Raw genomic sequence first — 13,883 nt, forward strand, 5'->3', positions numbered from 1 at the left:
TCTTTTGATATAGACCTAATCAATCCAAGGTTTTACCTTGTGGCGTAGAGGTAATTTCATTAGTATGGCGCGGTTTTTATGCCACGAGTAATATGGGTCTATACTCTCTGCTTAGAATGTTGATGAATTCGCTTACATGGCAATTCTGTTCAGTAGTGTTAATACGATAGCCATTTAGTAAATAGCGTGTGCCTACAAGTTTCTAGTTTTTCTTTTTTAAACCTACTGGTCTTCAGTAAATAGTCACAGGAGATTTTCTTGATGAGTGATGACGGTGCAAATTTAGTTCGCCGCCGAGTACTAACAGCGGTAACGTCTGCGGTTGGTGCAGTTGGTGCGGTTGGCGCAGCAGTACCTTTTGTGGGGTCTTGGAACCCCAGTGAGCGAGCTAAGGCTGCTGGTGCACCAGTAGAGGCGAATATCGGCAAAATTGAACCCGGTCAAATGGTGACTTTTGAGTGGCGAGGTAAACCGGTGTACGTTGTTCGTCGTACCAAAACAGCTTTGGCTGGCCTTCAAACAATGGAACCTTTATTGCGCGATCCATCTTCAGAAGAATCTATTCAGCCGGATTATGTTGACCCTAAGCTGCGCTCTCAAAAAGATGAGTATCTTGTACTTCTTGGCTTATGCACGCACTTAGGTTGCGCGCCAAACTATCAGCCCAAAGTGGGCTCTGTCGAGCTAAGTGGTGCCGAGTGGCAAGGTGGTTTCTTTTGTAAGTGTCATGGTTCTAAGTATGATTTGGCGGGTCGAGTATTTCAGGGCGTACCTGCGCCAACTAACCTTGAGGTGCCGCCTCATAAGTATCTTAGCGATAGCGTGATTCTTATTGGTGTTGATCAGAATGAGGAGGCCTAATTCATGAATAATATGTTTGCTAATTTGTTGGGTTGGGTTGATGCGCGTTTGCCGGTAGTGCGTGCGTGGGATACCCATATGGCGAAGTACTACGCCCCGAAGAATTTCAACTTTTGGTATTTCTTTGGTGTGTTGTCAATTTTAGTGTTGGTGAATCAGCTGTTAACGGGCATTTGGCTGACAATGCATTTTGAGCCATCCCCAGAGGGCGCTTTTGCATCAGTTGAGTACATTATGCGAGATGTCCCCTATGGTTGGTTGTTGCGCTACATGCACTCCACGGGCGCATCAGCTTTTTTTGTTGTTGTTTATCTGCATATGTTCCGCGGTTTGATGTATGGCTCGTATAAGGCGCCTCGCGAGCTTGTGTGGATTTTCGGCATGCTGATTTACTTGGTTTTGATGGCCGAAGCCTTTATGGGTTATGTGTTGCCTTGGGGTCAGATGAGCTACTGGGGAGCGCAGGTTATTGTTAACCTATTCGGTGCGATCCCTGTTGTTGGTGAAGACCTTGTTCAGTGGATTCGTGGTGATTACCTGATTTCTGGTGCTACTTTAAATCGCTTTTTTGCTCTTCACGTAGTCGCTATGCCTATTGTTCTGTTGGGCTTGGTGGTTATGCATATTCTAGCGTTGCACGAAGTCGGCTCAAACAACCCAGACGGCATCGAAATTAAGAAAAACAAAGATGAGAACGGCATACCAAAAGACGGTGTTCCTTTTCACCCCTTTTACACTGTGCATGATCTTGTTGGCGTAACTGTATTTTTGTTCGTTTTCTGCTCGATTATCTTTTTTGCGCCAGAGATGGGTGGTTATTTCCTTGAGTTTGCGAACTTTGAGCAGGCGAACGGATTGAAGACTCCTGAGCATATTGCGCCGGTTTGGTATTTCACGCCGTTCTATGCAATCTTGCGTGCTGTAACGATTGACATAGGACCTTTGAATTCCAAGTTCTTAGGCTTTATTGCTATGGGAGCTGCGATTGCCATTTTATTTGTTCTACCGTGGCTAGATCGCAGCCCTGTTAAATCGATGCGCTACAAAGGTTGGTTTAGTCGCGTGGCATTGATTGTGTTTGCTGCTGTGTTTGTTATTTTGGGCTACCTTGGGGTTAAAGAGTCAACGCCTGCACGAACAGTACTATCGCAAATATGCTCGATACTTTATTTTGCCTATTTCATAGGTATGCCTTTCTGGACTAAGTATGAAAAAGTGCAGCCTGTGCCCGAGCGCGTTCAGCAGAAGGGCTTGAGTAAGGCCTTAGTGTTTGGTGGTTTGGCTTTGTTTGCTGTTTTGGTTATTGTGCCAATTCAAGCATCAGCCGCTGGTGGTGCAGCATGCGGAGCCGTTCCTTGTGAGCATTTTCAAGCCGACTTTGACGATAAAGAATCGTTGCAGCGCGGTGCGGCAACATTTGTAAACTACTGCATGGGGTGTCACGCCATTCAGTATTCGCGTTATGGCCGCGTAGCGGACGATCTGGGTATTCCGCGTGATGTGATGTCGGAGCAGCTGATATTTGGTGACGAAAAAATCGGCCAGTTAATGACCGGCTCCATGGATCCTAAAAAAGCTAAAGTTTGGTTTGGTGCTGCTCCTCCAGATTTAAGCTTGGTGGCGCGTTCGCGCAACCCTGAGTGGCTATTAACCTACCTGCTAACCTTCTATAAAGACGAGTCTCGTCCGACAGGGATGAACAACAAGGTTTTTGAGAATGTAGGTATGCCGCATGTTTTGCTTGAGCTGCAAGGGCTTCAAGAGTGCGCGCCTGGGCCAAAATATGATGACCATGGCCATGTTGTTCGCAACGCGGTTGGTGAGCTAGGCGAGGTTGATCCTTGTGGTAGCTTAGAGGTTAAAAATGTTAAAGGCAGTATGACGCCGGAAGAGTATCATCAGGCCATGTATGACTTGGTGCACTTTTTAGAATATGTCGCCGAGCCTATCGCCGCTAAGCGTCAATCAATAGGTGTTTATGTTCTAGCCTTTTTACTATTGTTGTTTGTGTGTGTTTGGTTCTTGAATCGTGAGTACTGGCGAGATATTCACTAACGCGCAGCCCTGAACAACATTACGTAAATATGAAAAGCCCAGCAAATGCTGGGCTTTTTTGTGGTTAATGTGCCTTGCCGATGGCGTGTTATCGCTCCATACTATGCGGCCCAATGCGTGCATCGTGCGCAAAATGTCTTAATGTATGTTTTTGGTAGGCCTTGCTTATGTCCATGTCTTCTAGTCGTCCCTATTTGATTCGCGCCCTATACGAGTGGATTAACGATAATCAACTGACACCTTATTTGTTGGTGAATGCTAATGAGCAAGGGGTTAGTGTTCCTCAAAATTCAGTGGGCAAGGATGGTCAAATTATTTTGAATGTAGCGCCTAGGGCGATTATGGGGTTCGACATATCAAACACTGCTGTTAGTTTTAGTGCACGTTTTGGTGGTGTGCCAACCGATATCTATGTTCCAAGTCACGCGATTATGGGTATTTATGCCAAAGAAAATGGCCAAGGCATGATGTTTGAGCCAGAGGCCCCGCCGCCTGAGCCGCCAAAAGATACTAAGCCAAACGAGAAGTCTGTCAAAAAGCCAATGCTTAAAGTGGTTAAGTAGTTTTGTCGCGACTAGGCTAAAAATGTAAGTTCAATAATAAGGTTATATCATGCTGCCGACCATCCTTGATTTCGAGGCTTCGGGCTTTGGTTATGAAAGTTATCCTATAGAGGTCGGTATTGCTTTGGGTGGTGGGGAGCGTTTTTGCACCTTAATTCAGCCGCTCGAGCAATGGCAGCACTGGGATGAGGAAGCCGCAAAAATACATCAAATTTCCAGAAAAGACCTGCTCCGCCATGGTATTCCTATTGTGGATGTTTGCATGCGGTTGAATCAGTTGTTGGGTGATCAAGTTGTTTATTCTGATGGCTGGGTTGTTGATAAGCCGTGGTTGAATACGCTTTATCAGGCCGGGCAGATAGATCCATCTTTTTCGCTATCGCCCATTGAATCCATCCAGTCAGAGGCGCAGCAAAAAGCTTGGGGTGATGTGAAAGCCGAATTACTGGAGTTGTTTGCCTTTGATCGTCATCGTGCTAGCCATGATGCATTATTGATTCAAGAAACATACAAGGCTACTCGCCATTTGCGTTAGCGCAAGTGCAGAAAAATAGGGGCGTCCTTGCTCCTACGCATCCGTGCGTTTCCTTTGTTGTTCGTACCCTCATCGACAACATTTTCCAAAATTTCGAGTGCAAATATTCACCACTAAAAACTTTTGCTGCATTTAGTGTGGGGTTTTAGTGGAGCGGCTGTCCGTTTGCCGACGCAAGCGCTTTAATCTCGCTGTGCTTGCGGGTGTGAAGATCATAGTGTGAGCGCTCATACGTTGCTATGGGTAAAACTACGTAGTTATTTAGCGCTTGTGCCTTAGGTGTGATGAGTGTCTCAAGTGTTTATTGCTGAATATTAATTGTCATCGCGCAGGGTAGTCCGTCAATTTTGGCTTCCAGCCGGTCTCCCTCTATTACAGGCCCAACGCCAGCAGGTGTCCCTGTTAATATCAGGTCGCCATCGTCGAGCTGGGTATATTTTGATAATTCAATCAGAAGCTCAGGGATAGGCCAAACCATTTGATTTACGTTACCTTGCTGAACCTGTTGCTGATTTTTGTGCAGAGTGAAGTCGCCAAGGTGCTTTAACTCTTCCCAGTTAATGGTGTGTAGTGCAGAGCATGGGGCCGAGTGATCAAAGCCTTTGGCGGTTGCCCATGGGCGCCCGGCAGCTTTTGCTTGTTGCTGGGTGTCTCTGCATGTCATATCGAGCGAGAGCCCACAGGCGAAAATGGCTTGCTCTGGATTATTGCTTGTCGTTTTTTCGCCAATTGCTATGGCCACTTCAAGTTCGTAGTGTACATTTTTGCTATAGGCTGGTAGCGTCCAGTTTATAGGTTCGCTTGCATCGCAAAGCGCTGTTAGAGGCTTGTAAAAGAAAAATGGCGGCGCCTCGCTTGGGTTGTGCCCCATTTCTCTTGCGTGCTCGGCGTAGTTGCGGCCGATGCAGATGATGCGTCGAACATTGTAGCGAGCTTCGTTGTTATTTAGTGGTAAAGAGTGTGAGCTGGGGCGGTGGATTATGCGTGTCATTTTTTTGCCGTATATTGCTGATCGCTATTATATAAAATGCTAGCCGAAGCTAGCATGATTGGTCTGATAACTGCTTATATCTAAGGGCACGTTGGGGACTTTTAATTCTAGGTCAAGGTTGCGAAATCAGTACTGAGTGCTTTAAGGGGTTGTGCTTAAAGTTACAGAGGTGGATTGAAGCGCTTATTGATAAGGGCACCACAAAATTATGCAACAATATTGGAAAGATTACGATCCGGCAGGCTTTTACGACGAGCTAATTAGTACCCCGGGCAACGCGCGATTGCCAGCCAAAAAGCTTATTTCCTATCTCAAATCATTAAGCCCAGAAGATGTTGATGTTCGGCGAAACGCTGCAGAGTCTACTATTCAAGCGATGGGCGTGACTTTTACGGTTTATACCGATGAGGGTAATATTGATCGCTCGTGGCCGTTAGATATCATTCCGCGTGTTATCGCAAAGAAACAGTGGGATGTCGCCGCTAAGGGTTTGGAGCAGCGCTTGCAAGCGCTAAACATGTTTATTGATGATTTGTATCATGATCAAAAAATCATTAAGGACGGCGTTATTCCTGAGTTTGTTCTTAAGCAATCGGCGAATTACCGTAAAGAATGTGAAGGCGTTTCGCCCGCTCATGGTGTTTGGGCGCACATCTGCGGCACCGATTTGGTGCGTGCGGGCGATGGTGAGTTTTATGTATTAGAAGATAATTTACGGGTACCTTCTGGTGTTTCTTACATGCTAGAAAACCGCTCGATCATGAAGCGGGTTTTTCCCGAGGTTTTCGAAAGTGTCGATATTGCCCCTATTGGTGATTACCCCGCTAGACTCTTCGACACCTTAAGTGCATTGGCTCCACGCAAGCAAAAAAAGCCGGTGATTGCAGTATTAACCCCTGGCATTTTTAACTCGGCTTATTTCGAGCACGCCTTTTTGGCCCAGCAAATGGGCGTTGAGCTTGTTGAAGGTAGTGATCTTGTAGTTGCCGATGACGACTGCGTTTACATGAAGACCGTAGCCGGCCTCGAAATGGTGGATGTCATTTACCGCCGCATAGACGATTTATTTCTAGACCCTGAGGTATTTCATAAAGATTCCGTTTTGGGGGTGCCAGGGCTTATGCGGGCTTGGCGTGCAGGTAAAGTGGCGTTGGCCAATGCGCCTGGCGCAGGCGTGGCGGATGACAAAGTGGTTTACGCATACGTGCCGCAGGTAATTAAGTATTATTTGGATCAGGACCCGATTATTCCCAACGTTGAAACATTTTTATGTTACGAAGATAAGCAGCGTGAATATGTTTTAGCTAACCTCGATAAGTTGGTGGTAAAGCCTGCGAACGAATCGGGTGGCTATGGCATGTTGGTGGGGCCACATTCAACGAAAAAAGAGCGAGAAACCTTTGCAGGGCTTATTAAGGCAAACCCTCGTAATTACATTGCGCAGCCCACGCTAGACCTTTCTACGGCGCCTACCATTATTGGAAAGTGTACTCCTGAGCCGCGTCACCTGGATTTAAGGCCTTTTATTTTACAAGGCAAAAGCACTTATGTGACAACAGGCGGTTTAACGCGTGTAGCAATGAAGAAGGGCTCTTTGGTGGTTAACTCGTCGCAAGGCGGCGGCAGTAAAGATACTTGGATTGTTGATACAGAAGGGGACAAAGGCGTTGCTCCCAAGGCGAATACGGCTAAGAGTCAGGCTCAGTCACAAGGTGGAGAAACAAAGTGATGCTATCTAAAGTTGCAGAACGTGTTTATTGGACGGCCCGTTATCTTGAGCGAATTGAAAGCACCGCGCGGCTCATTAGTATCTACGATAAGCTGCTGTTTGATCTGCCTAGGTCTGTGCAGTTAAGTTGGTACAACCTTATTCGCATTAACGGCTTACAGGCCGATTTTAGCGAGCGTTACGCGGTACAAGACGAGCGTAACGTTATTAAATTTTTGCTGGGTGATACCAGTAATGCATCCTCTGTGGTTTCGTCTTTAAAAGCAGCGCGTGAAAATGTGCGCACGACGCGCGATGTTATTCCGGCCGATGTCTGGTACATGATTAATGAGCTGAATCTTTATGTCAGTGAAAACATTATGTGGGGTGTTAATCGCAGTAAACGGCATGAATTTCTTCGTGAAATTATCTGTGGCTGCCAACAAATTTTAGGCACCTTATACAGTGATATGCCGCGTGATGCCGCATGGAAATTTTTGCGCATCGGGCGCAATTTAGAGCGTGCCGATATGACATCACGCAACGTTGATGCTGCAGTTGCTGCCATTATTGAAATGCAGGATGTTGATGAGGCTGTTAATAGCCATCAAATTATTTGGTTGAATTTGTTGCGCTCATTGAATGCGGACCACTGCTATCGGCGCACAACTAGGGATACAGTGCATGGCAAGGTGGTAGTGCAGTATTTACTTGCCAATACAGAATTTCCTAAATCTGTGGCTTATTGCTTTAACTCGCTTATTGAGTCGTGCGGGCAATTGCCAAATTCAGAAGCATTAATGAAAAAGCTTTCATCAATAAAAAAAGACTTTATCGTGGATTACCCTGCTGATCTTTGGGGGCAGTCTTTACGTGATTATTTGAATGACTTACAAATTCAAATAATAGGGATGCATCAGGATATTAGTGAAACATGGTTTCCTGCTTGGGATTAGTTAGCGTTATTACTTTTACCTTTTAATTTATTATCCGAAGATTGCTGGAAGACTTATGACCATTCGCGTAGCTTTAAATCACAATACTTATTACAAGTTTGATCGCTTGGTGAATTTGTCGAAGCATATTATCCGCTTGCGACCTGGGCCACATTGCCGTACTCCTATCCATAGTTATAGCTTAAAGGTAAAGCCGGAAAACCACTTTATTAATTGGCAGCAAGATGCCTTTGGTAATTTTCTAGCCAGTATTGTGTTTCCGGAAAAAACAAAAGAGTTATCGGTCGAGGTTGAAGTACTTGCCGATATGGTTGTTATTAACCCTTTTGATTTTTTCTTGGAAGAGTATGCCGAAGAATTTCCTTTTACTTATTCTAAACAGCTGAAAAAAGAATTAGCGCCTTACCTTGAATTGTTAGAGGGAGGTAAAACTTTTGATGCATTTTTGGCGAAAGTGTCGCTAGAGAAACGCCGCACTATTGATTTCTTAGTTGATGTGAATCAGCAGGTGCAAGAGGCTATTGAGTATGCCATTCGAATGGAGCCTGGCGTGCAAGCGCCGGAGGAAACGCTCGAGCTGGCAAAAGGTTCGTGCCGGGACTCTGCCTGGCTGCTTGTGCAAATGTTGCGTCATATGGGGTTGGCAGCGCGTTTTGCGTCGGGCTATTTGGTGCAGCTAGCGCCCGATGAAAAATCATTAGACGGCCCTTCGGGTACTGAAAAAGACTTCACCGATTTACATGCGTGGTGCGAAGTCTTTTTGCCGGGGGCGGGCTGGGTTGGGTTGGACCCCACATCGGGTTTGTTTGCCGGTGAGGGGCATATTCCTCTTGCGTGCACTCCCGATCCATCTTCTGCTGCGCCTATTGAGGGCGCGATGGATAAGTGTGAAGTTGAATTTGATTTTGTGAATGAGGTGACGCGTTTTCATGAGGATCCTCGTGTTACCAAGCCATACAGCGATGCGCAGTGGGCTGAGGTTTTAGCGCTCGGCGATAAAGTCGATAAGGTTTTAGAAAGTGAAGATGTTCGCTTAACAATGGGCGGCGAGCCGACCTTTGTTTCTATTGATGATATGGAATCTGCGCAGTGGAATACCGAGGCGTTGGGCGCGGATAAGCTGCGCTTAGCAAAAACACTATTGCTTCGCTTGCGCGATGAATTTGCCGTTGGTGGGATGCTGCATTATGGCCAAGGTAAATGGTATCCGGGGGAGGAGGTTCCCCGTTGGGCGTTGGGGGCTTTTTGGCGCAGGGATGGTGAGCCTGTTTGGAATAACCAAGGGCTTTTGGCGCGAGTTGATAAAAATTATAACCACGACGCGAATACCGCGCGCAAATTTGTAGATCAACTAGCGGCAGTGCTTGGTATCGAAAAACGTTTTGTGCATCCGGCCTATGAAGATGGGCTGCATTATTTGCTACAAGAGCAACGCTTACCGCGCAATGTTGATGCTTTAGTGGCTGGCGCTAAAGCAAGCTTAGAGCGCAAACGCATTGCGCGTGTATTAGAGCAAGGTTTTGATGTACCAACAGGTTTTGTATTGCCCATTGAGCGAGATATTGACGGGAAAGCTTGGTGCTCTAGCCGATGGCAGTTTAGGCGCGAGCGATTGGTGCTAATACCCGGGGATTCGCCAATGGGGTTGCGTTTGCCGTTGGCCGATTTGCCTGTTTCGGCGGAGCCGGAATACACGCTTGAGCGCGATCCCTTTGATGAGCCTGTGGATCATCAAGGGCAGCGAACATCCTTGGTGGGCGAACCTCCAGCGGCTTATGCCTCTAACGATGTGCCAGGCTTTGGCCCTGCACTGGGTGCGCCGCGGGGTAAAGCACAAAACCGTTCAGGCACAGAGGTTATTCGCACAGCATTATGTGTGGAGGCGCGGGCGGGTAAAATTCATGTGTTTTTGCCGCCGGTTTACGCGCTAGAAGATTATTTGGCGATAGTCGGTGCCATGGAGCATGTGGCCGAACAGCTTGAAACCCCCATTATTATTGAAGGGTACGAGCCACCTAAAGACCCGCGTTTGCAAAAGTTTTTAATTACGCCAGACCCTGGTGTAATCGAAGTGAATATTCACCCAGCAAACAACTGGCGAGAATTGGTGGCTAATACCACCGCGCTATATGAGGCGGCGCGGGAGTCTCGTTTGTCTGCCGAAAAATTCATGTTAGATGGCCGCCATACTGGAACTGGTGGCGGTAATCACATGACGCTCGGTGGCGCGACGCCTGCCGATAGCCCGATGTTGCGGCGGCCAGATTTATTGCGCAGCTTTGTTACCTTTTGGCAGCACCATCCAAGTTTGTCTTATTTGTTTTCGGGTACGTTTATTGGCCCTACCAGCCAAGCTCCTAGAGCGGACGAAGGGCGCGATGAGATGCTCTACGAAATGGAAATTGCCTTTCAGCAAATGCCCGATGGTTTGGCGGATCAACCTTGGTTGGTAGACCGCTTGATGCGAAATTTATTGATTGATATTACCGGCAATACCCATCGCGCCGAGTTTTGTATTGATAAATTGTATGCGCCAGGCAGTGCGAGTGGCCGACAGGGGATATTGGAGTTTCGCGGTTTTGAAATGCCGCCGCACAGCCGGATGAGCTTAGTGCAGTCGTTGTTAATTCGGGCGTTGGTGGCGCGCTTTTGGAAAGACCCTTACAAAAAGCCGTTGTCGCGTTGGGGGACAGCGCTACACGATAAGTTTATGTTGCCGCATTTTATTTGGCGCGATATTCAAGAGGTGTGTGATGACCTGACCGAGCATGGCTTTCCTTTCAAGGCCGAATGGCTCTTGCCGTTTGAGGAATTCCGCTTCCCTCACTATGGGCGGGTTAAGTTAGATGATATAGAAATTGAACTGCGCTGGGCAATTGAGCCTTGGCATGTGCTAGGTGAAGAGGTAGGAAGCTTTGGTACGGCGCGCTATGTAGATTCCTCAGTCGAGCGGCTTCAGGTTCGAGTGACAGGCCTTGCCGACAAGCGGTATGTGTTGGCGTGCAATGGCCGCCGTGTACCGTTACACGAAACTGGGCGCCATGGTGAATGTGTTGCTGGTGTGCGCTATAGGGCTTGGGCGCCGCCTTCAGCATTGCACCCAACGATTGGCGTGCATACTCCGCTAACCTTTGACTTGATCGATACATGGACGGGTCGTTCGGTGGGCGGTTGTACTTATCATGTTTCTCACCCAGGCGGGCTAAGCTATAACAGTTACCCAGTAAATGCCTTCGAGGCAGAATCGCGGCGGGTAAACCGCTACGAGGGAATGGGGCATACGCCGGGCGCGTTTACCCCGCAGCCGGAAATTAACGCTGTGCGCGAGTTTTTTCCTCGTGAAAAAGCGTTGCGCCCAATGGGGCCACCGCCGGAAGAGTCGCCCGGTGAGTACCCTTATACTTTGGATTTGCGGCGCAAGGCGATACCTTAGCGAAAGCCCTTAGTGGGCGTGGCATAATGTGATTAATGGGGTGCATTAAAAGGCGCCCCATTTTTTTCGGCGTTAATTTCTAAGGTGATACTCCGGGCATTCGTCGGAGTATTAACACAGTGCGTGCATTTTTTAGGGAATAGCCCGAAAATGCTCGGCAATAACAATGGTTGGGGTGCATTGCGGTGGTTCATACGGCAAGTTTTTGCTCGTATGCACGATGCGCCTCTTATTAATACGCGTAAACAGGCGAACATCTGTGGTTGAATTTACCTATACACCCCAGCCGAACATCATCGATGAGGCTTTTGCGGCCGATGGTGAAACCAAGCCCCACTGGCAGTATCTTTTAGATGGTTTATCTGCGTTGGGGGCGGACGCCTTTGCTGATAGGCACAACAAGGCGCAGCGCATTTTGCGCGATGACGGGGCGACTTATAACATATACAGCGAGCAAAACGCGCCCGATCACGCATGGAAGCTCGACCTTGTTCCTTCGCTGATTACAAGCCAAGAGTGGGGGAAGATAGAGGCGGGCTTGCTTGAACGTTCAGAGCTGTTCAATCTTTTTTTAAAAGATATTTACGGCTCCCGTGATTTAATTCGTACCGGCGTTATCCCGCCAGAAGCGCTATTTTTACATCGGGGTTTTTTGCGCCCTTGCCAAGGCGTTAATTTACCTGGCGATCACCAGTTACTGCTCCATTCTGTAGATTTGGTACGCGCGAATGACGGTAATTTTTGTGTCTTAACCGATCGCACGCAATCGCCCAGTGGTGCCGGTTATGCGTTAGAAAACCGCACAGTTATGTCGCGAGTATTACCCAGTATGTTTCGCGATAGCCACGTTCACAGGTTGGCGCAATTTTTTCAGAAGCTACGAACTAAACTCACATCGCTTAGTGCTAACCAAGATCAACCGCGTGTTGTTGTGTTAACACCGGGTACGCATAACGAAGCCTATTTCGAGCACGCCTACCTTGCGAACTATTTAGGCTTTCATCTGGTGCAAAGCGGCGACTTAATCGTACGCAATGGCTATGTTTGGATGAAATCGTTAGACGGCCTTAGCCGTGTTGATGTAATTCTTCGGCGGGTAGATGACAGCTATTGCGACCCAGTAGAATTGCGTGGGGATTCCCAGTTAGGAGTGCCGAATTTATTGGAGGTTGTACGCGCGGGCCGAGTTGTTATTGCTAACCCGCTGGGTTCTGGCGTACTTGAAAATCCAATTTTTATAAAATATTTGCCGGCAATTAGCCAAGCATTGTTGGGGCGTGAATTGCGCTTGCCGTCTGTGGTTACCCATTGGTTAGGGGACGATCACGACTACCACAAGGTAAAGCATTCTTTTGATGATTGGGTTATCAAACCTATTTACCGCGGCGAACTGCAAAAAAGTGTATTGGTATCGCAGCTATCAAAAGCCGAACGCGCTAGCTTTTTGGCTAAAGTACAAGCTAAGCCCGAACACTTTGTGGCGCAACCTGCGGTTGAAACAACGCATTTGCCGAGCTACTGCGATGGCGTTATTGCGCCGCGCCCAGCCATTATGCGAAGTTTTTCGGTGGCTACCGAAGGTTCTTACACCGTAATGCCCGGTGGCCTGACGCGCGTCGGCTTAAGTGAGCGCTCGTTTGTTATATCGAATCAAGCGGGCGCATTTAGTAAAGACACATGGGTTATCGCCTCTGAGCCTGAGCGGGCCGCTAGCGCAAAGGGTAGTGAGCAACCAACGCCAATGCGCGATGCCGATTTAATTAGCTTGCCTAGTCGCGTCGTCGAAAATTTGTTTTGGATGGGGCGTTATGCCGAGCGGGCAGAGTCTTTGTTGCGTTTATTGCGAACCGTATTTGTACTGCTCAATAGTGAAGAGCCTATTTCGGAGGTGTGTCGCAGGCAGCTGCTACTGAGCGTGACAGAAATGACATCCATGTTGCCTGGTTTTAAAGACGCACCAGAATCATTGCTTAATAACCCTGGCGACGAATTAATTGCTGCCGTTGCTGATGGTAATCGAATGGGCAGTGTGCGCTCTACATTAAATGCGATGCTGTACTGCTCGGATGAATCCAAGGAGCTTTTGTCCAGTGATACGTTGCGGGTTATCAATGATATTCGCGATGCTTTGTACGCGTTGGATGAAGATTTAGCCGGTGGCTTAGCTTCTGCGCCAGAGGAGGCATTGGACCCGTTGGTAACCGCGTTGATGGCGCTATCGGGTCTCTCACAAGAAAGTATGTTGCGCGGTGTGGGGTGGCGGTTTATGCAAATAGGTCGGCGTTTGGAACGCACTGTTCAAACGGCGGCAATTATAGAAAGCTTAATCGTGCCGGAGGTCAATGAGCAGGATCAAAGTGCCTTGATTCAAGCATTATTACAGATGCTTGAAAACTTAATTAGTTATCGTCGGCGTTATCGTGCGCGCATGGGAGTGCAGTCTAGCTTGGATTTAGTCATGCTTGATACTAGCAATCCTCGTTCTTTGCTATTCCAGCTAGAAGAGTTAAGTAAGCATTTAAAAGAGTTGCCCAAGCTGCCAGAAACGCGCCATGAGTTGGCTTTGGAGGAGCGGGCAGCTTTACAGGCTGAGGCGCTGGTTAAATTGTCGTTATTAAAAGAGTTAAGTTTGAGAGAAGAAGGTCAGCGAAAAATACTCAAAAATCATTTGGAGCAGCTTACAGAATTAATGGGTGCGGTCAGTCGGTATGTTAGCGATAAGTATTTCGACCATAAAAATAGTTCACAACAATTGGTTCGTAATACCATAGGAGAATAATT

The 13,883-nt window shown here is 47.6% G+C and carries 9 protein-coding genes; 8 read left to right on the forward strand and 1 reads right to left on the reverse strand.

What is annotated here, in order from left to right; genetic code table 11:
- Window positions 1-261 precede the first annotated feature (261 nt).
- From petA to MARGE09_RS09325, 4 genes are all read left to right on the forward strand, one after another.
- Window positions 262-861, forward strand: coding sequence for a ubiquinol-cytochrome c reductase iron-sulfur subunit (petA, locus tag MARGE09_RS09310; RefSeq protein WP_236987060.1), 600 nt, complete (start codon window positions 262-264; stop codon window positions 859-861).
- A gap of 3 nt (window positions 862-864) precedes the next feature.
- Entirely contained in the window at window positions 865-2,916 is a 2,052-nt protein-coding gene (locus MARGE09_RS09315; RefSeq protein ID WP_236987061.1) for a ubiquinol-cytochrome c reductase, read from the forward strand.
- Between the two features lie 167 nt (window positions 2,917-3,083).
- The gene (locus tag MARGE09_RS09320) at window positions 3,084-3,479 is read left to right on the forward strand and encodes a ClpXP protease specificity-enhancing factor (protein ID WP_236987062.1); all 396 of its coding nucleotides are present in this window, start codon (window positions 3,084-3,086) and stop codon (window positions 3,477-3,479) included.
- A gap of 49 nt (window positions 3,480-3,528) precedes the next feature.
- A complete protein-coding gene (locus MARGE09_RS09325; RefSeq protein ID WP_236987063.1) occupies window positions 3,529-4,014 on the forward strand; it encodes a 3'-5' exonuclease in 486 nt (161 codons plus the stop codon).
- 301 nt (window positions 4,015-4,315) lie between these two features.
- Here MARGE09_RS09325 and MARGE09_RS09330 read toward each other — a convergent pair whose 3' ends face one another.
- Window positions 4,316-5,005, reverse strand: a complete 690-nt coding sequence (locus MARGE09_RS09330) for a fumarylacetoacetate hydrolase family protein (RefSeq protein WP_236987064.1) — start codon at window positions 5,003-5,005, stop codon at window positions 4,316-4,318.
- 208 nt (window positions 5,006-5,213) lie between these two features.
- Here MARGE09_RS09330 and MARGE09_RS09335 point away from each other — a divergent pair, with 208 nt between their 5' ends.
- From MARGE09_RS09335 to MARGE09_RS09350, 4 genes are all read left to right on the forward strand, one after another.
- Entirely contained in the window at window positions 5,214-6,734 is a 1,521-nt protein-coding gene (locus MARGE09_RS09335; RefSeq protein ID WP_236987065.1) for a circularly permuted type 2 ATP-grasp protein, read from the forward strand.
- Complete coding sequence (locus tag MARGE09_RS09340; protein ID WP_236987348.1) at window positions 6,734-7,669, forward strand: alpha-E domain-containing protein; 936 nt, start codon at window positions 6,734-6,736, stop codon at window positions 7,667-7,669. Before MARGE09_RS09335 ends, MARGE09_RS09340 begins: the two co-directional genes overlap by 1 nt.
- Window positions 7,670-7,724: 55 nt before the next feature.
- On the forward strand, window positions 7,725-11,102 hold the full coding sequence (locus tag MARGE09_RS09345; protein ID WP_236987066.1) for a transglutaminase family protein: 3,378 nt from the start codon (window positions 7,725-7,727) through the stop codon (window positions 11,100-11,102).
- A 259-nt stretch (window positions 11,103-11,361) separates the two neighbouring features.
- Window positions 11,362-13,881 carry a circularly permuted type 2 ATP-grasp protein gene (locus MARGE09_RS09350; protein ID WP_236987067.1) on the forward strand — a complete coding sequence of 840 codons (2,520 nt, stop codon included), beginning with the start codon at window positions 11,362-11,364 and terminating at the stop codon, window positions 13,879-13,881.
- Window positions 13,882-13,883: the final 2 nt, after the last annotated feature.

The organism is Marinagarivorans cellulosilyticus (genome assembly GCF_021655555.1).
GTDB lineage: Bacteria > Pseudomonadota > Gammaproteobacteria > Pseudomonadales > Cellvibrionaceae > Marinagarivorans > Marinagarivorans cellulosilyticus.